Annotated in this window: 32 protein-coding genes and 1 tRNA gene; 21 read left to right on the forward strand and 12 right to left on the reverse strand. The window is 57.5% G+C overall.

Annotated elements, in window-relative coordinates; all coding sequences use genetic code 11:
* Nucleotides 1–879: efflux RND transporter periplasmic adaptor subunit (locus WA845_RS08365; RefSeq protein ID WP_337322253.1), on the reverse strand; the 879-nt coding region annotated here is incomplete at its 3' end.
* Nucleotides 880–1117: 238 nt separating this feature from the next.
* Here WA845_RS08365 and WA845_RS08370 point away from each other — a divergent pair.
* Entirely contained in the window at nt 1118–1273 is a 156-nt protein-coding gene (locus tag WA845_RS08370) for a hypothetical protein (protein WP_006698800.1), read from the forward strand.
* A gap of 148 nt (nt 1274–1421) precedes the next feature.
* Here the strand turns inward: WA845_RS08370 and WA845_RS08375 are convergent, their stop codons facing one another.
* Both WA845_RS08375 and WA845_RS08380 read right to left on the reverse strand, forming a co-directional pair.
* The gene (locus WA845_RS08375; protein WP_006698801.1) at nt 1422–1871 is read right to left on the reverse strand and encodes a GNAT family N-acetyltransferase; all 450 of its coding nucleotides are present in this window, start codon (nt 1869–1871) and stop codon (nt 1422–1424) included.
* A gap of 191 nt (nt 1872–2062) precedes the next feature.
* Entirely contained in the window at nt 2063–2647 is a 585-nt protein-coding gene (locus tag WA845_RS08380; RefSeq protein ID WP_107339305.1) for a GNAT family N-acetyltransferase, read from the reverse strand.
* A gap of 207 nt (nt 2648–2854) precedes the next feature.
* Between WA845_RS08380 and WA845_RS08385 the strand changes: the two genes are divergently transcribed.
* Entirely contained in the window at nt 2855–3073 is a 219-nt protein-coding gene (locus WA845_RS08385; protein WP_112554546.1) for a hypothetical protein, read from the forward strand.
* Nucleotides 3074–3348: 275 nt separating this feature from the next.
* Here WA845_RS08385 and WA845_RS08390 read toward each other — a convergent pair whose 3' ends face one another.
* The 9 genes from WA845_RS08390 to WA845_RS08430 all read right to left on the reverse strand — a co-directional run bounded on the left by WA845_RS08390 (nt 3349) and on the right by WA845_RS08430 (nt 8630).
* Complete coding sequence (locus tag WA845_RS08390) at nt 3349–4410, reverse strand: tyrosine-type recombinase/integrase (RefSeq protein ID WP_337322254.1); 1062 nt, start codon at nt 4408–4410, stop codon at nt 3349–3351.
* Nucleotides 4382–4651 carry a DNA-binding protein gene (locus WA845_RS08395; protein ID WP_113033463.1) on the reverse strand — a complete coding sequence of 90 codons (270 nt, stop codon included), beginning with the start codon at nt 4649–4651 and terminating at the stop codon, nt 4382–4384. The genes WA845_RS08390 and WA845_RS08395 overlap by 29 nt, the downstream gene beginning before the upstream one ends.
* On the reverse strand, nt 4635–5189 hold the full coding sequence (locus WA845_RS08400; RefSeq protein ID WP_337322255.1) for a DUF551 domain-containing protein: 555 nt from the start codon (nt 5187–5189) through the stop codon (nt 4635–4637). The genes WA845_RS08395 and WA845_RS08400 overlap by 17 nt, the downstream gene beginning before the upstream one ends.
* Nucleotides 5179–5589: a hypothetical protein gene (locus tag WA845_RS08405; protein ID WP_337322256.1), complete on the reverse strand. Its 411-nt coding sequence runs from the start codon at nt 5587–5589 to the stop codon at nt 5179–5181. The genes WA845_RS08400 and WA845_RS08405 overlap by 11 nt, the downstream gene beginning before the upstream one ends.
* On the reverse strand, nt 5586–5798 hold the full coding sequence (locus tag WA845_RS08410) for a hypothetical protein (RefSeq protein ID WP_337322257.1): 213 nt from the start codon (nt 5796–5798) through the stop codon (nt 5586–5588). Before WA845_RS08410 ends, WA845_RS08405 begins: the two co-directional genes overlap by 4 nt.
* 296 nt (nt 5799–6094) lie before the next feature.
* On the reverse strand, nt 6095–6229 hold the full coding sequence (locus tag WA845_RS08415) for a hypothetical protein (RefSeq protein ID WP_337322258.1): 135 nt from the start codon (nt 6227–6229) through the stop codon (nt 6095–6097).
* Complete coding sequence (locus WA845_RS08420; RefSeq protein WP_337322259.1) at nt 6226–6597, reverse strand: hypothetical protein; 372 nt, start codon at nt 6595–6597, stop codon at nt 6226–6228. The genes WA845_RS08415 and WA845_RS08420 overlap by 4 nt, the downstream gene beginning before the upstream one ends.
* Before the next feature lie 98 nt (nt 6598–6695).
* The gene (locus WA845_RS08425; RefSeq protein WP_337322260.1) at nt 6696–7394 is read right to left on the reverse strand and encodes a LexA family transcriptional regulator; all 699 of its coding nucleotides are present in this window, start codon (nt 7392–7394) and stop codon (nt 6696–6698) included.
* Nucleotides 7395–8027: 633 nt separating this feature from the next.
* Complete coding sequence (locus tag WA845_RS08430; RefSeq protein WP_337322261.1) at nt 8028–8630, reverse strand: hypothetical protein; 603 nt, start codon at nt 8628–8630, stop codon at nt 8028–8030.
* 103 nt (nt 8631–8733) lie between these two features.
* On the opposite strand from WA845_RS08430, the gene WA845_RS08435 reads away from it, so the two are divergent.
* From WA845_RS08435 to WA845_RS08525, 19 genes are all read left to right on the forward strand, one after another.
* A complete protein-coding gene (locus WA845_RS08435) occupies nt 8734–9093 on the forward strand; it encodes a hypothetical protein (RefSeq protein WP_337322262.1) in 360 nt (119 codons plus the stop codon).
* Nucleotides 9090–9371: a hypothetical protein gene (locus WA845_RS08440; RefSeq protein WP_112157965.1), complete on the forward strand. Its 282-nt coding sequence runs from the start codon at nt 9090–9092 to the stop codon at nt 9369–9371. Before WA845_RS08435 ends, WA845_RS08440 begins: the two co-directional genes overlap by 4 nt.
* Nucleotides 9371–10351, forward strand: a complete 981-nt coding sequence (locus tag WA845_RS08445; RefSeq protein ID WP_337322263.1) for a hypothetical protein — start codon at nt 9371–9373, stop codon at nt 10349–10351. The genes WA845_RS08440 and WA845_RS08445 overlap by 1 nt, the downstream gene beginning before the upstream one ends.
* A gap of 61 nt (nt 10352–10412) precedes the next feature.
* Nucleotides 10413–10559: a hypothetical protein gene (locus WA845_RS08450; protein WP_337322264.1), complete on the forward strand. Its 147-nt coding sequence runs from the start codon at nt 10413–10415 to the stop codon at nt 10557–10559.
* Complete coding sequence (locus WA845_RS08455; protein ID WP_337322265.1) at nt 10556–10792, forward strand: hypothetical protein; 237 nt, start codon at nt 10556–10558, stop codon at nt 10790–10792. Before WA845_RS08450 ends, WA845_RS08455 begins: the two co-directional genes overlap by 4 nt.
* An 89-nt stretch (nt 10793–10881) precedes the next feature.
* Nucleotides 10882–11688: an ATP-binding protein gene (locus WA845_RS08460; protein WP_337322266.1), complete on the forward strand. Its 807-nt coding sequence runs from the start codon at nt 10882–10884 to the stop codon at nt 11686–11688.
* Nucleotides 11688–11837 (forward strand): hypothetical protein, encoded by a 150-nt coding sequence (locus tag WA845_RS08465; RefSeq protein ID WP_269842582.1) that lies wholly within the window; start codon nt 11688–11690, stop codon nt 11835–11837. Before WA845_RS08460 ends, WA845_RS08465 begins: the two co-directional genes overlap by 1 nt.
* A 180-nt stretch (nt 11838–12017) precedes the next feature.
* The gene (locus tag WA845_RS08470; protein ID WP_337322267.1) at nt 12018–12596 is read left to right on the forward strand and encodes a DUF669 domain-containing protein; all 579 of its coding nucleotides are present in this window, start codon (nt 12018–12020) and stop codon (nt 12594–12596) included.
* A gap of 62 nt (nt 12597–12658) precedes the next feature.
* Entirely contained in the window at nt 12659–13711 is a 1053-nt protein-coding gene (dnaN, locus tag WA845_RS08475) for a DNA polymerase III subunit beta (protein ID WP_337322268.1), read from the forward strand.
* A 3-nt stretch (nt 13712–13714) separates the two neighbouring features.
* Nucleotides 13715–13879, forward strand: a complete 165-nt coding sequence (locus WA845_RS08480) for a hypothetical protein (RefSeq protein WP_337322269.1) — start codon at nt 13715–13717, stop codon at nt 13877–13879.
* A gap of 25 nt (nt 13880–13904) precedes the next feature.
* Entirely contained in the window at nt 13905–14108 is a 204-nt protein-coding gene (locus WA845_RS08485; RefSeq protein WP_282454841.1) for a hypothetical protein, read from the forward strand.
* Nucleotides 14108–15037: an oxidoreductase gene (locus tag WA845_RS08490; RefSeq protein WP_337322270.1), complete on the forward strand. Its 930-nt coding sequence runs from the start codon at nt 14108–14110 to the stop codon at nt 15035–15037. Before WA845_RS08485 ends, WA845_RS08490 begins: the two co-directional genes overlap by 1 nt.
* 22 nt (nt 15038–15059) lie before the next feature.
* Nucleotides 15060–15596 (forward strand): sigma-70 family RNA polymerase sigma factor, encoded by a 537-nt coding sequence (locus tag WA845_RS08495; RefSeq protein WP_337322271.1) that lies wholly within the window; start codon nt 15060–15062, stop codon nt 15594–15596.
* Nucleotides 15596–17323: a DEAD/DEAH box helicase gene (locus WA845_RS08500; protein WP_337322272.1), complete on the forward strand. Its 1728-nt coding sequence runs from the start codon at nt 15596–15598 to the stop codon at nt 17321–17323. The genes WA845_RS08495 and WA845_RS08500 overlap by 1 nt, the downstream gene beginning before the upstream one ends.
* Before the next feature lie 535 nt (nt 17324–17858).
* Nucleotides 17859–18296, forward strand: a complete 438-nt coding sequence (locus tag WA845_RS08505; RefSeq protein ID WP_337322273.1) for a VRR-NUC domain-containing protein — start codon at nt 17859–17861, stop codon at nt 18294–18296.
* Between the two features lie 33 nt (nt 18297–18329).
* Entirely contained in the window at nt 18330–19283 is a 954-nt protein-coding gene (locus WA845_RS08510; protein ID WP_337322274.1) for a hypothetical protein, read from the forward strand.
* A gap of 231 nt (nt 19284–19514) precedes the next feature.
* A tRNA-Met gene (locus tag WA845_RS08515) sits at nt 19515–19591 on the forward strand.
* Nucleotides 19592–19974: 383 nt separating this feature from the next.
* Nucleotides 19975–20295: an HNH endonuclease gene (locus WA845_RS08520; protein WP_337322275.1), complete on the forward strand. Its 321-nt coding sequence runs from the start codon at nt 19975–19977 to the stop codon at nt 20293–20295.
* Between the two features lie 119 nt (nt 20296–20414).
* Complete coding sequence (locus tag WA845_RS08525; protein ID WP_337322276.1) at nt 20415–20870, forward strand: terminase small subunit; 456 nt, start codon at nt 20415–20417, stop codon at nt 20868–20870.
* Nucleotides 20871–20875: the final 5 nt, after the last annotated feature.

Below are 20875 nucleotides of genomic sequence, written 5' to 3' on the forward strand. Positions count from 1 at the left end.
GCGCACGGTCTCGATCTCGGCCGGGAAGCTGCGGTCGGGATAGGCATCGACGTTGAATGTGGCCTTCTGCCCGGTTTCCACCTTGCCGACATCAGCCTCATCCACCGAGACCTGCAGCTCCATGTGGCGCAGATCGCCGGCGATGGTGAAGAGAACAGGGGCATTGAGCGAGGAGGCGACCGTGGCGCCGGGATCGACGCTGCGGGTGAGGATAACGCCATCGATGGGCGAAACGATCTTGGCCTTGCCCAGATTGACCTCAGCGAGCCGCAGATCCGCTTCCGCCGACAGCACGGTCGCCTCATTAACCTCAAGCGTTGCGGCCGCCGCATCATGGGTGAACTGCGCGGCGTCCAGATCCTGCTGGCTGGAGACTCGGTTCTGAACCAGGGATCGCAGGCGCTCCATGGATGTCTTTGCCGAGCCAAGGTCCGCGCGGGCCTTCAGCACATTGGCCTTGGCGGAAGCGAGCTTGGCGCGGGCGCTCTGCACGTCGGCTTCCAGCTTGTTGGTATCCAGCTCCGCCAGAACGTCTCCGGCCTTGACCGGGGTATTATAGGTGACGTTGACCTTGCGCACCGTGCCGGACAGTTCGCTCGATATATCAACCTGATCCGTCGGCTGAACCGAGCCGGTGGAGGTGACGATGACCGAGAGATCGCCCTGACGTGCTGCTTCCGTGGTGTAGCTATAAGCCACACCGCCTGCGCGTGACTGGTAATAATAACCAAGACCGCCGCCAATCAGCACAATGGCTGCTGCCACATAGAGGAACCGACGCGACTTTTTCTTGCGGCCGTTTCTGGTCGTCCCCAAAATCTCGCGCAGATCGGGCTGGCTGTTTTTGGTATCGCTGCCACTGGTATTGGCGTCATTCATTCTCGTCACCCGCAAAGTTCAAAATACTACAGAGAGTTGCCGCCGCTCTCCGGTTTGTTCGTCCGTCTGTCGCCGTTATATTCCTCTGATTGTGGGAAGTGACATAGCTTGCCCCAAGGGTGAAGTGAAAACTTGGTAATATTTATGATAGTTCTGGTCTGCTAGAGATAGGTATTCGAAAAGCCGATGCCACAGATGCGGCAGAGGTTTCAGCAGCGACATTCAGGACGATGATGAAATGAACGACAATGTGGTGAAGTTCCGCAAACCGGTGCCGCCGAAGAAGCCGCGCGAACCGCTCGGGCCAAAAGCGAAGAGGGCATTGACGATTGCGGCTGTCATATTGTTTTTCGCGGCCGCATGGGGCTATTTCACGCTGATGGGGCAGGGGTAGAGCAAAGTGCTGGCATAGGCGTTCTGCTTGGGAGCAGGATGGAAGTATGCAAATCGGCTAAAGCGGTGGGCCTCCGCCGCTCATTCTGATCACGGGGATTGGCCAAGGCGGTTGTCGGGCGACTACCGTGTCGCCCGACAAGTTGCCCTTAGCCGACTAGCCGCAAACGGGCATTTTCGAACGGATAACCTTCATCATCAATCGCGCGACGGGAAAGCTCCTGAAAGCCGAGTGATCTATAGAAGCCCATCGCTTGCACGTTTTCAGTATAGGCTTCAAGCGAAAGCTCGCCCTTCAAATTCAGCGCGTGCGAAACGAGTTTACGCCCGATACCGAGGCCCTGATGGCACGGGGAAACAAATAAGCCGCCGATGAAAGTGTCGAGCAGACTGATAAAGCCCGCAGCTTGGCCGTTTAATGTTGCGACCCACGTTTGGGCGCCAGGCAAATATTGTTCCTCAATAAGTGCCTTTTGCTCCATCAAACGACGCTCGCCGATAAACGGATGAGCAAGCAACGAGGCTTCGAGCCAGATGTTGGAAAGTTTTACTGTATCCGAGGCCTCGAAAGGCCGGATGATAACGTCCTCGAATTTCATGAGAACTCCCCAGAAAAGATATGCAAAAAGGTCCGGCTACCGATATTGGTGCCAGGTGAAGCCGCAAATTGCGGTCGAAATCACAAGCCTCTGCGCATAAATCTCCTCTGCTATTGGGCGTCTTTTAGGGGACAGCAAACAATTAATCAATGACCACAATTGGCGCTTCTGCGCGATTATGGCCGTCGGCCCTAAGCGGACGGCAAAATTACGCCGGCGCGCGATTTCCATTCCGAAGCAAGAACCGCGTAAATATACTCGTCTCCCCAGACGTCTCGGAAGCGGTCGTTCTGGATCAAATGCGCTTCTCGACGCAGTCCAAGGCGCTCAACAACGCCGACCGAACCCTTGTTCGCAGCGTCCAGCCGCGCGAAGATTCGATGAAATCCGATTGACGAGAAGCCTATGCTGACCATCGCGCCAACAGCCTCCGTTGCATACCCGTTCCCCGCGAATTCTGGATTGAAAATATATCCAACCTCTCCCTGCAGTGCATCAACACTAGCCAGCTTCAACAGGACTTCACCGACCAGTGCGTTGTCAGCCTTTCGCTCGACGGCCAGTCGATAGGTGTCGCCATCCTTCTCAAATGGTGCCGCCAAAATCGCAGAGAACTGCTCTCGCAAAGCATCTCCAGTTGGAGGTGCAGCGTAAAGATAGCGGTAAACCTCCTGCAGAGAATGGTAGGCTGAATAGCCGGGGAAATCGCCTCTTGTGAATTCGCGCAGGACAAGGCGGTCCGTCGAAAGCGGTGCACCTAATTTTTGAAGTTGCATCAAGTACCTGATTGATTTTTGCCCCTCCGGGAACTCCGGGGCTGCCTCGTTAAACTCGGCCTCTAGGTAGGTCGTCTTCCGTCGCTTACAATGGTACGACCCCGGCGCAATCCCGCCCGATCGATAACTTGCCGTGGCGGCTGCAAAAGGCGTTTGCCAACGGCATCATATCCAATACCTATCAACACGGCCAAGGGAGTGGATCGCATGAAAGGCTTTCGCGACAGTGTGTTGTTTCCGATCACCCTCTTGATCGGCGGCGTTATCGCGTTTTTTCTCTTTCTTTACCTGACTGGCCACGATCCGGACGAGCGACCTCTGACTTTGGTGGAATGGGTTATCGGCGGCGCGCTGATCGGACCGGGTTTCGGTTATCTCATAAAATGGAGAAGAGCGAAGGATCGCCGGAGCGCAAATAAGGACTGAAACCGTATCTGCGATCTAACCCAAACCAGTCATTTGTGGGGAATTCAAGAAAGCGGTGGCGACCCCTGCAGGACTCGAACCTGCGACCTACTGCTTAGAAGCTAGGTTTTTATGTAATGATTGTGAAAAGCTGAGAACAAACTGCTTCTAATATCTGCTACCGAAAATCAATACGTTACATTTCGTTTGCAAACTGCTCTGCGTTTGTCTGACTGTATTTTGAGAATAGCTCTCTTCAACCCTTCGTGGCAAGAGAGGAATGAAAAAAGCCCGCATCAAGCGGGCTTTTTATTTGGCGTTGCGCGATAATCTTCCAGCTTCCTTATCGCCTCCTCAGCCAGTGCTGCCTTGCCGCCGAGGTAGTGGGCATCAAGGATGCCTTCGACGTCTTTGAGGCTATGGCCGGTGATAGCCGCGATCTGCGCCACTGAGCACCCTGCGATAGCCAGCCGCGTGACGGCCGTGCCGCGGAGGTCGTGGAATGTTAGGTCCGTGATACTGGCCTTCGCTTTTGCCTTCGTCCAACTGGTGTTGAACCCATCGGAGGTCCATGGTCGCTTGTCGCGCTTGTTAGTGAGGATGGTGGGCGAAATCCTCGGCATGCTGTCCAGCAGCTCACGGAGCTCTACGCCGGCCGGTATCTTCACTCGGGCACCGGTCTTGCCCTGCTTCACCTTGATGTGCGAGCCGTCGTAGTCGCTCCATGGAGCCTTAAGGATGTCTCCCTTACGTTGGCCGGTCCACAGCGCCATGATCACTGCGGCTTTGATCTCGTCGGAAGCCACGGCGAAAAGGCGAGCCAAGGTTTCGTCGGTCCAGATGTTTTCGTTGCGGTCTACACTGTAGATGCGCCCGCCGCGTTCCGCCTGATTTATCGAGATCCGTCCACGGTCCTTTGCCACCGACAGAATGCGTGCAAGCACCATCCATGCGAAGTCGGCGCTGCGAGGCTTATCAGCCATGCCATCACGCCACTCCTTGAACTTGCCGCGAGCGCGCTTGTCCTGGATGGCGACAAGGCTCATCGTGCCGAAAGCGTCGCGCACCTTGTCGATGTAGCGGCTGTATTCCTTCTGCGACTTCGGGGAGAGCCCGGTGAAGTCGGTGGACGATTTGTACTCGGTGATCAGTCTGTTCATGTTGTCGGTCTGGTCGACGAAGCGATCCTTCGTAGCTTCGACGAATGCCCGCATAAGCAGCGGATCGCCCGGTTGCAGCGGGCGGCCCGCCTTGTCTTTCAACAGCGGACCGCCGCGCCAGGCGTAGCAGTATGTGATAGTCTTGCCGCTGGCGAGCCGCTTCTTGACCCTAGCTAGACCCTTGAGCTTTTCGCGCATTCTGCTCGCGCTCCCATCGTTCGAATTCATCCTCAGCATTGTCGTTTGCGGGCTGCAAGCCGCTTATCTCATCAAGCTTAGCGTCAATCGCCCGCTTGTCCCACTTTCGAGTGCCGGCAATAGCTGCCGGCATCTTATGGGTCGATACCCACAGCGAGAACGTCGACTGCCCTATGCCGAGATAGGCTGCGGCTTCTCTTCTGCCCATGAGGCGAGGGGTGTTGTCATTTGCTGGCGACACGGCCGGCCTCCTGCTTTGCGGGTGCTGCGGGGAGAGGCATCCAGTGAGTGGGGTTTGGCTCACTGTCGGCTTCGTCCATCCAGTATTGTTCGCCATAACCGTTGTCGTGCCACCAGCAATTAAAGTATCCGTCGATTTCGAACGCCAGGAACTGTGTCCCATCCCTCGGCGCACTTTCGATCGGCTGCCATCCCGCCACGTCCTGCACCTGTGCGGAGAGGGCGGAGCGAACCACCCGAGCAATGTCACCAGCCCGCACATTCCCAATAATCCGGGCTTCAGGAACCCAAGCTTCAGCGCACTCCAGAACCGCCGAAAGAACTTCCGCTGTTGTCCCATTGTCTGGTGCGACCACAGTTGCAAGCTTATTCTCTCTGGCTTCTTCTACATCCCAGAAGTGGGGCTTTGGCTCCGCAGCGGACAGGGCGGCTTCAATGTCGCTGAATTTTATACCCCAGAATGCGTCTCCGCCTTCGGGTGCGTGTTCGATGACCGCTTTCGCCAGTTTGACCAGCGTGTTGCTTTCTTCACTCTGCATTGTGTTCGCCTCCTGTGCTGGCGAGAGCGGTGCGGGCTGCCTCGTGCCAGTTCGGATAAGTTGAAGTGGAAACAATCAACTGAGCGCGTTCCACAACAGCGCGAAGACGCTTCACCTCGGCCTCTGCTGCCTCGGCGCGGTGAAGGAGATGGTCCGCCGCGCTTTCGGCAACGTCGATCGCGTCTTCACCGCATGGACCGATGTCTAGCCGCTGGCGCAGTTCCTCGTTCTCGCGCTGCAAGATTTCGAGGGCTGTCTGTGCATTCCGGATCATCGGGAGCGTGTCGTTGGCGCTGTCCGGCGTCTGTGGGTCTGGCATGCGGATGTAGGCAAGCTCGACGCCGTTGACGATGAACTGCTCTGCTGCTGCCAGCGCCTTCTTGATCTCTTCCACGCTCATCTTCTCCTCCCGTTATCATTAGCCGCGACGAGCTCACGCAGCTTGGAGGCGATGACGCGATTGCGGCTATCCTTCCTGCGTTCGTGCCACTTGGCGACAGCGACGAGAACGACCGTCGGTGCGGTTCCGGATGAAAGGTTGGCTACGACTTCAAGACCGTCGCCGGCGTATGGAGCAGGGGTGTAGGTAGTGTCGCGTCTTCTCGACATGTTTGTCTCCTCGGTGTGGTGTTTGGTGGTAGTTAGGACGCTTGGCGGTCGTCCTTCATCTTGCGTGTTTCGAACATCGGGTGAGTGGCGTTCGGAAAGTCCTGCTTCCAATACCGCTGGCCGATCGGGTCGTAGATTTGCTCCTTGCAGTCCTCGCAGTACCAAGAAAGGGAGCCGTGGGTTATACCAGTTGGCTGGGGCGGATTGGCATCTACGCCGGTTGCAGCTGCCTCCCTCTTTGCCTTTGTCGGCCTTATCCGGACCGCTGTAGTCGCCATATGCCATGCCGGCCTCCCTCAGTAAGCCCACATCAGCACTGCGGTGATGAAAAGAGACAAAGCCAGAAAACTGGCTATGTCCTTCAACAGGTCGGCGTGCTCTTCGGTGATGATCTGCTGGATGGTCGGCTTCTCGACGGCGACCGCGCTCATTCGCCAGCCTCCAGCGCCTCGACGCGGCCGACGCGAACGAACACTTCAAAGGTGCCGCCATGCTCTTTGTGGAGGCGTGCGGCTTCAACCAGCGCTGAATCGTAGGAGGGATGCTCAAAGGGCCACATGCAGGGACGAATGCGTCCAGTGCTGTCGCCGCGGCGGAATACGAAGTGGCCACCGCCGACTTCCTCGCCGTTGCGCGGCTTCTTGGGGAAGCGGCGCATGTATTCGTATTTCGTCTTGGGCTTGCCGTGCTTCTTGGCCTTGTGGTCCGGTCGCTTCATTGGCTCGTCGGACTGGGCAACGGCAACGTGTGCGGCAGCTACAGCGATATCGTCTAATTCTTCGGGACGCGGTCTGTACATGGTGTATCTCCTCTTGTGGTGGCCAGCTTGGCTTGCTGGGTACAAGAGGAGATATAAAACGATACCGGTGCGTCGTCAACCGTTAAAACGGTAAACCGTTATTTCTGTGCGTAGTCGATTTTGTGGATCGAGACGACGTCGTCGCGAGGGTATTTGATTTCCATCGGAGGATTGAACTGGCACACGACCAGAAAGCTTGGCTCCCATCGCACAAACTCTTTGATGAAACCACGAGGAACCCCATCCTCTTCGTTCGGTGCCAGCTGCACGATGACATCGTCACCGCGCGCGATCGGCTTTGGCGGATTGGTCCATACCGTCTCGCCTGGCTTGTAACGCGGATACATGCTCTCGCCGTCCACATAAGATGCATATGCCTCGGCGACGCCCGCCAGGTGAGGCGGCCTCCATTCCCAGCCCATGATCTGCCCGTTAAACTCAAACTCACCGTCCGACCCTCCCTTCGACCTGCCTAGTACAGGCACGTCACGCTCCCCGGACGGCGGTTTAGGAGCGGCAATGATACTACCGGTATTAATGGCAGGGGCAGTTGCTTGGCGCAACGCGGGAATCATGCGCTCGGTCTTTTCCGACTCGGTCGTTGCCTCAGCCATGAGGTCGAGAAACTCCGACTCGCGCAGACCAAGAGACCCGGCAAGCTTCTGCCAGTTGCGCATCATAGATATCTTGCCCTTCTCCCAATCGGAGACGGTTGTCTGTTGCGCACCAAAAAGGTTGCCGAACGCCTTCTGCGTTAAGCCCATTTCCTTGCGCTTAGACCTTATGATGTCGCTCAACTTTGCCATGCGCACCGGTATAACGGAAAAATATCGAAAAATAAAACCGGTTTAGAGTTGACACTAAACCGGTAAAACGGTAGAACCAAAATCAACAGCGGCCAAACAAGAAGCCGACAGGGCAACAGACCCCAAGACGAACCTGCAGCATGAAAGGGAATGCGCATGTTTAAGGATTGCGAAAGAAGACGATCGACGACCCAAGCGCTGATCGGCATGACCGCCATGACGGCGAGAAGAAGATGGGAGCATGAAGCTCCCGACTGCAGAAGAAGATGGCGGCCAGTGACCGGGCCGCCGTAAACGCCAGCAACCAACTGGCTATAACAAAACCAATAATGCCAGAAGGGGAGACGACTATGAGAAAGACCGCAAACAATGACTTCGAAAACTTAGCGCCGGTGGAGCACGAAGCTCTGCCGGCGTTGTCGTGCATGCAGCGAAAAACGAAAAGGGGCGTAATGAGCCGGCACCACCCGTAACTCCGCCCCTTCTCCGTACTAACACGCCGAGGAGACCTTCGCCGTAAGGCGGGATCAAAGCGCGTATTCCATATCCGACACCACATCGGACACTCAATCTCCTACACAAATTTGTAGGAATTGTCAAGCGGTATTTCGAGTCACCACCTCGTTATGCCGTAACCACTCGCTCCGAAAGGACGATGACATGAACAGCTTCCACGTTTTTCACTTCAACCTGCGATCCGTCGTAGCGGCTAAGCTGAACGGCCCCGTTGTTCATTCCTTCGAAGCGCCCGATCCAGGCGAATCCACCAGAATGGGCCAGAACGTCGTCACCGGCTGCGGGCCAGCGGGAAGGGTCGAGCCACGCCTTTACGCCGACGTGGAAGACGGGCTCCATCACTTTCGTGTCGATGATGATCGCGTACCTGCCTTCAGGAATACGTTTGCGGCCATCGTTGATTGGTTCGAATTTGAATTTGCCAGCCTTGCGGTCGGATATCTTGCCGTAGGTGCGGGCAACCGTGATCGGCGTGATGGAAGGGGAGGTTTCGGCCGCCTCGCGAGCCATCTCCGCCACATCTTCTTCGGAGACGCCGAGGAAGGCGGCAATTGACGGGAATTGCCGCGGTCTCGGTATCACGCCAGCTTTCCAGGTGCTGAAGGTCTGCTGAGGCACGCCTAGCTCTTCGTAGACAGCGCGATCCTTTACGGCTCTCCGCTTCTGTTCTCTCAGTATCGACTGCAGGAGGCGCGACTTAACTTCAGGCATGCATCCACCTTGGTGAAATCTTGACAAATTTGTAAAAATAGTTTAGTTTCACAACCCTGCTGCTTTGTCAACCACAGGGCGGCCACCACCCAGAGGAGACGACATGACGCTTATCACCAGCACTATGCTGGCGGATATGCACGCGCGCCGTGAAAACGGTGAGAGCGTCGCAGATATCGCCGCCAGATACAACGTCAAGCCAATGGCAGCATACCAGCGGCTTCGGCGCACGTACGGCCTGCACAAGCAGCGCGCCTTCATTCCAGCCAATGACAACAATCCCGACCGCACGACGCACCTGTCGCCGCACAACGGCGGTTGCTCCACGCTTTCCGGGCTTATGCCGGTTTCGCTGCCGCGCGTTCTTGCTGAGACGAACGACAATGCTGACGATCTGGCGGCCGGGCAGGCGGTCAACGATTACGCGCTGCGTGGTGGCCGAGAAGTGCAGGTGGCGGCATGAGCTGCGACTGCGAATTCTTCAATTTCGGCGATCCGGTCCGCAACAGACAAAACCCTCATCTCACTGGCGTCGTCATCGGCGATCGCAACTGGGGCAGCGAGTACCAGGTGCGCCTAGCAGACGGCGCCTCGACGATCTGGTGGCACGGCTTCGAGATCGAGCACGATCCGGATGGCGAACCGCCAGCGAAAGAGGATGACGACACCAACGTCGTCAAGGTCGACTTCACACAACGGCGCGCGATGACCGCCGAGACAACAACGGAAGGAGCAGCGTGATGGGGAAGTTTAAGAAGGGTGATTTCGTTCGTGTGAAACCAGGCAACGGCACGGCCCTGCTAAAGGACGGTGGAATTTACGAAGTCTTAGGCCACAGCGATAAAGACCACCCAATTCTGGCAGTATGTACGAGAAACGGCACTCGCATCAACCTGGACTACGATACTGAGAGATTCACGCTTTATCGTACAGCGCCAGATAAGCCCGCCACCCTCAAAATCGAGGCTGGCAAGTTCTATAAGACGCGCGACGGCCGGAAGGTCGGGCCGATGATCGAAGACAAATGGCACGATCGCGACTACGGCTGGACCGTTGAACACGAATTCAACGCCGAGTACGGCAAGGCCTGGCGTGCGGACGGCACATTTCATGTAGTCCGCGGCAGGGAACACAGTGCTGACCTCATCGCCGAATGGATCGACGAGCCTGTCGCGAAGCCCAGCAACGACAACGCGCGGCCGAAGTTCAAGGTTGGCGATCGGGTGCGCGTCGTGAAGCATTGCAATTACAAGGGCGAAAGCATTCCTCTTGCTCTCCCTGTCGGCTCTGAGCACACCATTGTTAAGGTGAGTGATTGCCTTTCGTACCTTGGCTGTGACACGTACGAACTTTCTGGGGGCGGCCTTAACTTCTACGTCGCACAAAACCTGGAACTCGCACCTTCCCCCGACACCACCACAATCGTGGCCCTCATCGAAAACGGCCAGCCCAAACCATCGGCGACACCGCACGTTCACGCGTCCACCGGCGCGGCAGAGAAGGAAGCCAAACGCCTTGCCGCGAAATACAAAGGCAAGCAGTTCGGCGTGTTCACGCTGACCACGACCCACGAGGAGGCAGCGCCGGTCTATGATCACAAGTGGCAGAACATGGCGGCGATGGGCCTCAAGATCGACGCGATAAAGGAGCTGCGGGCGGTTGCGGGTCTTGACCTCTTGTCAGCAAAGCGGGCTGTCGAAGCTTTCGAGAACGCCGCCTAACCAACGCTAGCGGCTGGCCACCAACCAGCCGCACTTCACCACATCATTGAGGAGACTTCTTGTGAGAAGGTTCGCTCTCATCATGGCGGCAATCAGTGTGCTGCTCAGCATTTTCGCGCTCGTGACAGGTGAGATCGGCCACGCCACTTACCTGATGGTTATGGCCGTCTACTGGCGCATCAACTGCCGGTTCGGTGACCAGGCATGAGCAAAATCAACTCCCCCTGGTACACCGAATCCATCACGGCACCACCGCTCGACCACGTGCCGGTCACTCCGACGCCACGCAAATACGTGCTCCGAGGCCTGAAACGCGGCGGCATCGCGGCACTCACCGCAGCAACGTCGATCGGCCTCATCATGCTGTTTCCGTTCGCACTCGTCGCAATCGCCGTGCTCGGCGCATTCTGGTGGCTCTTTTGCCGTCTTTTCGCGCGCTGATCGCCCATTGGCGGTGGCTGATTGTTATCGCCGCCGCCGCTTACATCGCAGCCATCATTTTTACCGCACCACCATACTGAGGAGGCTTAATGTCGGTCTTTGACAAGCTGAGATCGAGCAAGCGTAAAACTCCGCCGGTTCTTGCCATCTATGGCATCGGAGGCATCGGCAAGACCACGCTCGCAGGGGAGTTCCCCGATCCGATCTACCTACACACCGTCGGCGAAGAAACGCCGGTTGATCTCGACGTACCGTCGATTGAGATCGAAAACTTCGACGAGATGATGGATGCTTTTGAGCACCTTCTCACCGAAGAACATTCCTTCAAGACTGTCATCATCGACAGCTTGGACGCCTTCGAGAAAATGGTCTGGGCCTTCACGTGCGCACGCATGGGCTGGGATACCATCGACAGCAACGACAAGGGCTCTCCTACCGCATTTGGCAAGGGTTACCTCGAGGCTGACAACGATTGGCTAGAGTACATGTCGGCCATTCGTGCCTTGTCTCGCGCAGGGGTCCACGTCGTTCAGATCCTGCACAGCAAGGTGAAGTCGTTCAACGACCCTCTCGTCGATGCCTACGATCGGTACAGGCCAAAACTGCAGGACCGCGCCACGGACATCATCATGGAAAAGAGCGACGCTCTCCTGTTCATGAGCAAGCGAACGTCGGTCAAGCAGGTCGATAAAGGCTTTGGCAAGAAGGAAGCGAAGGCCGAGGGCATGTCGGGCTCTGAACGCGTCATCTTCACCGACGAGCGCGCGGGCTTCCTGGCAAAGAACCGGCTCAACATGCCGCCCTCAATCCCATTCAAGAAGGGCAAAGGCTTCACCGAGCTCTCGAAATACTTCTACACGGCGCACGCGCCTGTCGAGGAAGAGGAGGCGGCGTGATGAGGGAGGCATTCACCGGATTTGCCGTTACCTCTGCAATCCTCGCCATCTGCATGGGGGCCGGCGAGGCTGATATGAGGGGTGCTGCGTTCACGCTGGCCATCCTATCAGGCGCATGTGCCGCAGTTCGTGAGGTGCTACGGCCATGACCATGTTCCGCGGCGAATCGTGGTTTGCGTGGCACCCAGTGAAAGCACGTACACGCTCAGGCCAGCTCATTTGGGTCTGGCTCACTCATGTCTGGCGCGACCAGGCATCGACGCAATTCGGTAGCGGACCGTTCCGCTATTACCTCCGCTAACCCCCACACCACCACAAGGAGACTACCCATGGCTAAGATTGGCGTCAGAGTTGAAGCGACCGAAGAGAACACACAACAGCGCGATTTCACCAACCTGCCGATTGGCGACTATCAGCTGGAAATCAGCGCCTCCGAAATAAAGGAAAAGAACAAAGATACCCGGGACCACGCCATCAATCTGAGCGTGACCATCGACGTGCTTGCTCCAGAGGAACTCAAGGGCCGCAAGGTCTTCAACAACTACAATCTGCAGCACCCAAATCCGCAGGTTCAGGAAATCGGTCAGCGTCAATTTGCCTGCCTTCTTCGCTCGCTCGGTTTGAATGAGGCACCTGAAGATTCCGACGAGCTTCATTTCATCTCCTTCATGGCTCGCATCGGCATGGGCAAGGACAGCAAGGAGAAGAACGCCGACGGCACGCCGAAGTACGCGGCGCGTAACGAGTTGAAAAAATATTACTATCCCGATGAGGGCAACCTACCTGAGGCGAAGGTGGATGCTGCGCCAGCCGCCGCCAACGACAACCGCCGCACCACCGCCAGCAACGACAATAAGCCCGCCGCTACTGCCGCTGGCACGACACGCAGGCCCTGGGGAGGCAAGTAACCACCAACGCGGGCTGCCTCACCAGCGGCCCGCTATTTCACCACATCACCGAGGAGACACCCATGCACCTTGTCATCCACAAGGAAGACCTGACGCGTGCGCTTGCCGCCACGACGAAGGTGGTCGAGGCAAGATCCACCATTCCCATCCTGTCGAGCGTCCAGCTTGCTGCCGCAGGCGATGGCCTAGCGATCACTGCCACCGACCTCGATATCAGCGCCACCGCAGGCGTGCCCGCTGAGGTCGCCAAGCACGGCAACATCTGCGTTAGCGCCAAGCTGCTCAACGACATCGCCCGCAAGGCGACCGGCGACATAACCATGTCGCTCGAAGGTGACAAGCTTTCGGTGAAGTCCGGCCGCTCGCGTTTTTCGCTTTCGACGCTGTCGGCAGAAGACTTCCCAACGCTCGGCGACGACAAGTTCGACGCCGAATTCGAAATCGATTTGGCAGCGCTTTTTGCGCCGGTGTCGTTTGCGATCTCGACCGAGGAGACGCGCTACTATCTAAACGGCGTGTTCTTCAAGGGCGGCAGCAAGTCGGAAGCCGTTGCCACCGACGGCCATCGTCTCGGACGTAACATCGGCCCTGAGTTGCCAACCTTCGATGGCGTCATCGTACCCCGTAAGACCGTCGGCCTGCTTCCGAAGGGCAAGGTGCAGGTGGCCGTCAGCCAGCAGAAAATCCGCATCGTGTCGGACGACGTGCGCATCACGTCGAAGCTGATCGACGGCACATTTCCTGACTACGAGCGCGTCATTCCTACGAGCAACGAACGTGTCATCACCGTTGATCGTGACGCGCTGATGAAGGCGTCTGACCGGGTTTCGACCGTGTCGTCTGAACGCGGCCGCGCCGTGAAGTTCAGCATCGCACCAGGCAGCATCGCGCTTGCTGTTGCGGCTGGCGAGGCGTCGGCAAATGACGAAGTCGAGGCGGAATACAGCGGAGAGCCGATGGATATCGGTTTCAACGCGGCTTACGTCCGCGACGTGCTCAACGTGTTGCCAACCGGTCCGGTCAAGCTGGCCTTGCAGGATGGCGGCACGCCGGGGCTGATCACGTCCGATGGGTTTGAGGGGCTTACGCTCGTTTGCATGCCGATGAGGGTGTAGCCGATGGCGCTGACCAGATTGACACGAGAACTTTCGGTCAACACCGACCACGTCGCCAGCGTCCACTGGGATCGCGGATACGGCAGCACCCAACTTGTCATCACTATGCAGGACGGCACAAAGCACTTCATCAAGGACAGCTCTGGATATACCGGCGGCGATGATTGATACGCAATCGAAAGGAAGCTGCTCGATGCTTGATATCCCAATCAGTGCAGCAAAGCGCATCGCCGACGATTATGGCTACGACCAAGTCGTCATCTATGCCCGTCGCTGCCACGACAGCCCAGAGCCGCACGGCGAGCACATGACCACCTACGGCAGGACGGTCGAGCATTGCGGCGTAGCGGCGCGAATGGGTGACGTGCTCAAGAAGTTTATGGGGTGGGGCGTTTAATGGCCCCACTACCTCGCGCCGAATCCAGCACGGTCAGAGCCATATACGCCGCCTACGAAGCCGCAGCCTCGTCATGGGACAGTCTCGGTATATCCGTCGGCGAGGCCAACAACCCATGTGACCGCGCTCTTTGGTATGCTTTCAGATGGGCCTCACCGCTGGAAAAGCACCACGGCCGCCAGCTGCGTCTGTTCGAAACGGGGAACCTTGGGGAGGAGCGCCTAGTCGCCGACCTCGAACGTATCGGCGTCGACGTCTATGGCCAGCAGGACAAAATCAGGCTGGTGCACGGACACGTGCGTGGCAAATGCGACGGCAAGGCCATGGGCATCGTTGAGGCGCCGAAGACTGAGCACCTGCTCGAATTCAAATCGAGCAACGCCAAAGGCATGAAGGAGGTCATCAAGAAGGGATGCAAGGAAGCAAAACCGCTGCATTACGGCCAGTGTCAGCTGGGAATGCACGCCTTCGGCCTGTCGCGATGCCTGTATCTCGTCAGCTGTAAAGATGACGACACGCTCTATGCCGAGCGCATCGAATACGATCCGGAGTTCTGCCTGCGTCTACTGGCGCGGCTTGAACGCATCATCAATTCACCTGAGCCGCCGTCGCGTATCAATGAGGCGCCGGACTGGTTTGAATGCACCTTCTGCAAGCACAAGCCTGTCTGCAAGGAGAGCGCATGGCCACGCGTTACATGTCGGTCCTGCATCCACTCGTCGCCAGAGATGGGCGGCGACGGTCATTGGTCCTGCGCACGCTGGGCAAAGCCGATTTCATTCGACGAGCAAAAGGAAGGCTGCCCCACGCATCTCACCATCCCGGCTCTCGTGCCAGGCGAACAGACAGACTGTGACGAAGAGGACGAGACAATCACTTACGTGCTGCGAGACGGCACGACATGGATTGATGGCGCCACCAACGCCTGAACCACCATATGAGGAGACCACCATGCCGCTTGCTGCTCGCACGCCGCTTGTCGCTGCCAATGATAACAATCCGCGCAGTCCCGAGTTTGACCGCAAGCTTCTGGCCTACGAGCCGGCCTTGCGGAGACTGGCGCGAAAGATCACCAAGAACGAAGACGCGGCCGACGAGCTGTTTCAGTCGGCGATGGTCGTCATGTTGCGCCGTCATCGCGAATGCCGCCTTGAGACCTTCTGGACGTGGGCCGTCCTCTGCGTTCGGGGTACGGCGCAGGAGTTCGTTCGCACAAATTCCACCAAGTCGCGGTCCGCTGAGGTCTGCAGTCTCTCGGCGTTTGAGGAACTACCGGGTTCCACTGATCCGCATCAGGAGGATGGCACGGACCTGTCTCGCGTTGTTTCGCTGCTGGAAGGACGCAATGGCGCGATGCTGATGCGAAGGGCGATGGGTGAGACGCTGGAGGCCATCGGCAATAACCACGGCCTCACCAAAGAGCGCGTTCGCCAAATCGTCATCAAGGAGCGGGCGAGGGTGCTTGGGCTGCTGCGGGAGGCGGCTTGATGGCATTACGCTACTATCAGCGCGAGGCTGTCGACGCGACGTTCGATTACTGGCGCGAAGAGGCTGGACATCCACTGATCGATATGGCGACCGGCACAGGCAAAAGCATGACGCTCGCCACGCTGTTTCATGAAATGATTACCGGCTGGCCTGACATGCGCCTTCTAAACGTCGTGCACGTTCAGGAGTTGGTCGAGTCCAACTTCAAGGAGATGATTGGCCTCGCGCCATTCGCTCCGGTTGGCCTTTACGCTGCTGCCTTAGGGCGCCGCGACTCGCGCGCACAAATACTCTTTGCCCAGCTGCAAACCGTCTGGAACAAGGCCAACGAAATTGGGCACGTCGACGTTTTGGCGATCGACGAGGTGCATCTTGTGCCCGATGACGAGAACACGATGTACCGCATCTTTATCCAGGCGCTTCTGGCCATCAATCCAGACATGAAAATTGTCGGCTTGTCCGCCACGCTATACCGCCTCGATAGCGGCCGGTTGGACGAGGGCGACGACAGGCTATTCGACCGCACGGTTTATAGCTACGGCATTCGTGAGGGGATCGATGATGGCTATCTGACGCCGATTACTTCGAAGCCGACGTCGACGAAGCAGGACACATCTGGCGTTCCATTGCGCGGGAATGACCTCGCGAAGGGCGCGTTGCAGAAGGCGGTCGATCAAGACTGGCTCAACAAACGTATTGTCGAGGAGGTTTTTGACACAGAGCCTCATCGAAAAACCGCTCTGTTTTTCTGCGCGGGCGAAAAGCACGCAACGAACATGCGCGACATCATTCGCGACGCCGGCCGATCCTGTGAGATCATTATGGGAACGACGCCTAAAGGAGAGCGTCGAAAGATCATAGAGGCATACAAGCGCGGCGAAATCTGGGGCATATGCAACGACAATGTGATGTCGACAGGCACCAACGTGCCTCGCATTGACCTCATCGTTGACGCGGCCAAAACCAAGTCTGCAAGCCGCTATGTGCAGCGTGTAGGCCGGGGCACGCGCGTAATCTATCCTCGGGGGTTCGATCCGGAAGCGGCAAGTGCAGAAGAACGTCGCGCAGCAATATTCGGTGGCGATAAACCAAACTGCCGATACATGGACTTTGCGGGGAACGTTGGAGAGCACGGTCCTGTGGACATGATTGTTCCAACGAAGCCATCGAAGGGTGACGGCACGGCACCGATTAAGGTCTGCCCTCAGTGCGAGGAGCAACTTCACGCGTCAATCCGCGTCTGCTGGTGCTGTGGCCATGAGTTCGTGTTCGACGAGACACCAAAGCTGCAATCAAAGCCCACCGATGCGCCAATCATCTCAACCCAGGCACCAGAACCCCGCACCGTCACATCGCGCAGCTTCTACTACCACGAAGGGAAGGGCGATAAGCCGCCGTCGGTGAAGGTCAGCTACATGGTCGGCATGACGGCGATCAACGAGTGGGTTTGCCCGCAACATAGCGGGTTCCCGAAGTCGAAGGCCGACCGCTACTGGCGCGCGCATGGCGGCAAGATGCCATTTCCGCGCACCGTCATGGAATGGATCGAGCGGCAGTCAGAACTGGCCGACACTGTGGAGATTACGGTGAAGCCGCGCCAAAAGTATTGGGATGTTGTCGGCCACGTGGTTGGCGCGGCCAACGATAATCGCGTGTCGCCGGCCAATGACAACACACGGGAAGAAGAGGATTGGCGGGTGTTGATGGACGATGACGTGCCTTTTTAACCTTGCGCTTATAGTATAACAGGATCGAAAGTAGTAGTGAACTCGAGGTTGAGATGTCCATCAACGAGCTTGGAACGAAAGCGGAAACGTTTTTTCGGTTCGGCCGCAGGTTTGGTTACGGCGCAGTATTGACTGCGACATCGTTCCTTTTGGCTGCAGGTTTCAGCTCGGGATATTTTCTGAGCGAGCTTCGCAATAGCACTAAAGAAAGTGACAGTGCTGCAAGAATACTTGATGCAAAAAAAGATCTGTCAGATTTGGCAGCAAAACTTAATGAAACAAGCGAGGATCTACGCGTAGCAAAAAGAGAGTTGCTGAACCTAGGCGCTAGCACAACCGCTGAGATATCGAGATCTCAAGAAAAAATTTCAGTGCTAACTCAACAGCTTATAGAACATTCTGACCAAATTTCACGGCTTAAGCAGGAACGTGACACGCTTGCCGCGGATCTGCAGAAGGCAAAAGTTCGTCCGGCCACTGCCAAAAGCACTACCGACAGTTTGCAGACTGAACTTGACAAAGTCAGGTACCTTGATTGGGGTGCGTACGTCACGGTACTTCGCCCAAAGGCACAGTCACCGTCGCAGACGCACCCATCAAGGAAAGCGAGGGGCAGGCGGCCCAGGTTCGCGCCCTGCGGTCGCTGCCGGAGTACGGGCGCCAGTTCCTGCTTGCTGGCGACATGAACAGCGCGAAGCGCGGGCCACGTGCCCAAGCGGACGCGATCGCAACCGGAATGACGCCGGGCGAAGCTGACCTGCGGATTTATCTCAAGGGCGGCCGGCTGCGGATGATCGAGAACAAGGTCGGCAAAGGTCGGCTGTCTCAGGCGCAGGTCGAGCGGCATGCGTCTCTGGCGCGGCTCGGCCATCCGGTCGAGGTGGTGCGGTTCACGTCCACAGCAGAAGCGGCCAGCAAAGCCATAGCGCTGGTCAAAGGATGGCTGGCCGACAACGACAATCACCCAACGTAAGCGCAGCAGCAGTAACACCACAGGGGAGACGATATGGCCAGACATGGATCACTTGCAGAGCAGCTTTTTGCGTTGTCGAATGAAACGCCAGCACCAAAATCCCAAACCCGCTTGGCCGCGAACGACAACAAGCCGAAAAAAGAACCACCCCCAAGGTACCGAGGAACGCTGCCCGCTTTACGGTGGCTTTGGGACAATCATCCAGATCTAGCGCCGGCTGTTGCTGGAGCCTTGCCAAGGCAGGCCGCGAACTGGTTCATGGATGTCGAACCTACACGACAAGAGATCCGCCCCACGGTCGGCGAACTGATTGCCGCCAGTCAAGACGATGATGGTAAATCAGTACCCCAGACCTACGAACGCCACGGTAGATCGTGCCACGTAACGCTTGGCAGGCTGAAATTTCGAGACGGTTTGCTGACGGAGTGGGGTGTCACGAAGAAGGGCAAAAAGCTCAAGCCGACTGATCGACCGAGGAGCACGGAGGACAAGTCGCAGAAGACCCGCAAGATTTCGTTTTACCTGGAAACCAAGCCGACGACCAAATCGCCATTCGAAGCAGACCACCTGCACCGGTCGATATCGAAAGAGCCGGCCATAGCATCAATGTACGATCCTCTTCCAGGCGTTGAGGCAGCACGTGCGCTTCTCACTTCGCTTGGCGTCGATGGAACCAAGCAAGCCAAAGACATACCTGTGCCGATTGCCTTTGGGCCTCTAGTGCCTGCGGACGGCGCAGGATTTCTCGGCGGCGTATCAAGCCCGTCAGGGAACTCTTCGGAAGGGGCGATCATGTGGGATGCGCCAGAGGATCGAAAAAGCAGTGCGGCTTCGGTCATCGAGGAAGTGGCGGCTTCAGGAACACTGAAGTCGATCGGCTTGCGTCTCGGATACAGTGAAGGTTACGCAGACAGGGCAGGTAAGGCAGCCCTTCTCGAACTAGCAGAAATTTTGTCGCTGACGGAAAAGCACAAAAAAACTGCATAGCATGTGCCTTTTTGTGGCGTGCTGTTGCGTACTCTTATGAAGGGGATAGGCAAACACCTATCCCCACTGAGACGCGACTGAGGTCGCCCCGCCGTCATGCTGCATTCGGTGCAGCCGCTGAACGCAGCGGGTAACTATCCAAATGGCCGACCCAATCCTCTGCTTGCAAGCTTGGCCCTGAATTGACAGGTGTGCACCACGGACGCGTGGTTGCTGGTCGGGATCCTTTATCGTGGAGTAGAGCAGTCTGGTAGCTCGTCAGGCTCATAACCTGAAGGCCGTGAGTTCGAATCTCACCTCCGCAACCAATCCCATGCGCGTTCTCCTCCGCTTGCATGGTGATCGTGCGGCCCGTTCCCTTGGTTGGTTGAGCGGGCCGCTTTTGCTTTCTGGTCTGCTTAGCTACAATCAACGTGGCTGGTCACCAAGGCATACGTCGCACAGAGGGTTCTCTGGGTCAGTGGTTAGATATGACACAACCGGCGTGCAGCACATCAAGCATACGGTGTCGCACCGGTTTAATTCATCCTGGCGCGCTTTATTGGCCCGGTCGATTTCGATCTTAGCCATTTCGTTACTGCGCCGACGAAGTTCTGCTGCAATCTCTTCTTCTGTAAAGCCACCCATCTTGCTTGCCCCAGCTCAATGTACACCCAGCATTGAACATTGCACGTCATAAGGGTGTAGAGCAATGCCCAAACCCTACGGCCGCTCAACCGAGGCCGCTCTCTACCGTCGCCTCTACAAGACTGCGCGATGGCGGCGTCTACGTGAGGCGCAGCTTGCAGCCGAGCCCTTGTGCCGGTTCTGCCTAGCCATTGAGGATGTCACCGAGGCAACGACGTGTGACCACGTCAAGCCGCACAAGGGCGACGAGGCTTTGTTCTACGACCCATCGAACCTCCAATCACTTTGCGCTCCATGCCACGACAAGCTGAAGGCTCGCATCGAGCGAGGCCAGCAGGCCGTGGTCATCGGCGTTGACGGATATCCGGTCGAGGTTGGTGGGTAGGGGGTGCCTCGAAAGTCGCCGACCGCCCGCCGCAGGACCGGTGGGGTAACGCAATTCAAATGCAAACACAGATTTTTGCCTAGCGCGTGCGCAAGCGCGCGTGCGCGAGGGGATTCCGCATGTCTGAGAAGAAAAGCCGCGTCGACAGCGTTGACGAGGCCATAAGGATCGCTTCGGCGGCATCTGAGGAGATCCAGTTTCCGGAAAACGTGCCGCTCGACGACGGTGACATCCCGTTTTTCAAGAACGTCATCGCTGAGTACGCCCGCGCCGATTGGTCGGCGCACCAGCTTGAGATTGCCGCGATGCTTGCTCGCACGATGGCCGACCTTGTGAGGGAGCAGGACATGCTCCGCACAGAGGGTTCGGTCGCCGTCACCGAAAAAGGCACTCCGGTCGCGAACCCCCGCAAGTCCGTGGTCCAGATGCATGCTTCTTCCATTCTTTCGTTCCGCCGATCGCTGGCGCTGCATGCGCGCGCCGTACAGGGCGAGGCGAGGGACGCAGCCAAGCGGCGCGACCAAGCCAAGGAGATTGAGGCCGGCGCGAGCGTGGACGACGAACTCCTAGCCTGATTGAG

The sequence above is a fragment of the Agrobacterium sp. CMT1 genome, from assembly GCF_037203725.1.
Lineage (GTDB): Bacteria > Pseudomonadota > Alphaproteobacteria > Rhizobiales > Rhizobiaceae > Agrobacterium > Agrobacterium pusense.

Bases quoted from the DNA above. Each gene is read 5' to 3' on its own strand.
- WA845_RS08370 (WP_006698800.1), top strand. From the start codon at position 1,118: ATGAACGACAATGTGGTGAAGTTCCGCAAACCGGTGCCGCCGAAGAAG.
- WA845_RS08375 (WP_006698801.1), bottom strand. From the start codon at position 1,871: ATGAAATTCGAGGACGTTATCATCCGGCCTTTCGAGGCCTCGGATACA.
- WA845_RS08380 (WP_107339305.1), bottom strand. From the start codon at position 2,647: ATGCAACTTCAAAAATTAGGTGCACCGCTTTCGACGGACCGCCTTGTC.
- WA845_RS08385 (WP_112554546.1), top strand. From the start codon at position 2,855: ATGAAAGGCTTTCGCGACAGTGTGTTGTTTCCGATCACCCTCTTGATC.
- WA845_RS08390 (WP_337322254.1), bottom strand. From the start codon at position 4,410: ATGCGCGAAAAGCTCAAGGGTCTAGCTAGGGTCAAGAAGCGGCTCGCC.
- WA845_RS08400 (WP_337322255.1), bottom strand. From the start codon at position 5,189: ATGCAGAGTGAAGAAAGCAACACGCTGGTCAAACTGGCGAAAGCGGTC.
- WA845_RS08405 (WP_337322256.1), bottom strand. From the start codon at position 5,589: ATGAGCGTGGAAGAGATCAAGAAGGCGCTGGCAGCAGCAGAGCAGTTC.
- WA845_RS08410 (WP_337322257.1), bottom strand. From the start codon at position 5,798: ATGTCGAGAAGACGCGACACTACCTACACCCCTGCTCCATACGCCGGC.
- WA845_RS08415 (WP_337322258.1), bottom strand. From the start codon at position 6,229: ATGAGCGCGGTCGCCGTCGAGAAGCCGACCATCCAGCAGATCATCACC.
- WA845_RS08420 (WP_337322259.1), bottom strand. From the start codon at position 6,597: ATGTACAGACCGCGTCCCGAAGAATTAGACGATATCGCTGTAGCTGCC.
- WA845_RS08430 (WP_337322261.1), bottom strand. From the start codon at position 8,630: ATGCCTGAAGTTAAGTCGCGCCTCCTGCAGTCGATACTGAGAGAACAG.
- WA845_RS08435 (WP_337322262.1), top strand. From the start codon at position 8,734: ATGACGCTTATCACCAGCACTATGCTGGCGGATATGCACGCGCGCCGT.
- WA845_RS08440 (WP_112157965.1), top strand. From the start codon at position 9,090: ATGAGCTGCGACTGCGAATTCTTCAATTTCGGCGATCCGGTCCGCAAC.
- WA845_RS08445 (WP_337322263.1), top strand. From the start codon at position 9,371: ATGGGGAAGTTTAAGAAGGGTGATTTCGTTCGTGTGAAACCAGGCAAC.
- WA845_RS08455 (WP_337322265.1), top strand. From the start codon at position 10,556: ATGAGCAAAATCAACTCCCCCTGGTACACCGAATCCATCACGGCACCA.
- WA845_RS08460 (WP_337322266.1), top strand. From the start codon at position 10,882: ATGTCGGTCTTTGACAAGCTGAGATCGAGCAAGCGTAAAACTCCGCCG.
- WA845_RS08465 (WP_269842582.1), top strand. From the start codon at position 11,688: ATGAGGGAGGCATTCACCGGATTTGCCGTTACCTCTGCAATCCTCGCC.
- WA845_RS08470 (WP_337322267.1), top strand. From the start codon at position 12,018: ATGGCTAAGATTGGCGTCAGAGTTGAAGCGACCGAAGAGAACACACAA.
- dnaN (WP_337322268.1), top strand. From the start codon at position 12,659: ATGCACCTTGTCATCCACAAGGAAGACCTGACGCGTGCGCTTGCCGCC.
- WA845_RS08480 (WP_337322269.1), top strand. From the start codon at position 13,715: ATGGCGCTGACCAGATTGACACGAGAACTTTCGGTCAACACCGACCAC.
- WA845_RS08485 (WP_282454841.1), top strand. From the start codon at position 13,905: ATGCTTGATATCCCAATCAGTGCAGCAAAGCGCATCGCCGACGATTAT.
- WA845_RS08490 (WP_337322270.1), top strand. From the start codon at position 14,108: ATGGCCCCACTACCTCGCGCCGAATCCAGCACGGTCAGAGCCATATAC.
- WA845_RS08495 (WP_337322271.1), top strand. From the start codon at position 15,060: ATGCCGCTTGCTGCTCGCACGCCGCTTGTCGCTGCCAATGATAACAAT.
- WA845_RS08500 (WP_337322272.1), top strand. From the start codon at position 15,596: ATGGCATTACGCTACTATCAGCGCGAGGCTGTCGACGCGACGTTCGAT.
- WA845_RS08510 (WP_337322274.1), top strand. From the start codon at position 18,330: ATGGCCAGACATGGATCACTTGCAGAGCAGCTTTTTGCGTTGTCGAAT.
- WA845_RS08520 (WP_337322275.1), top strand. From the start codon at position 19,975: ATGCCCAAACCCTACGGCCGCTCAACCGAGGCCGCTCTCTACCGTCGC.
- WA845_RS08525 (WP_337322276.1), top strand. From the start codon at position 20,415: ATGTCTGAGAAGAAAAGCCGCGTCGACAGCGTTGACGAGGCCATAAGG.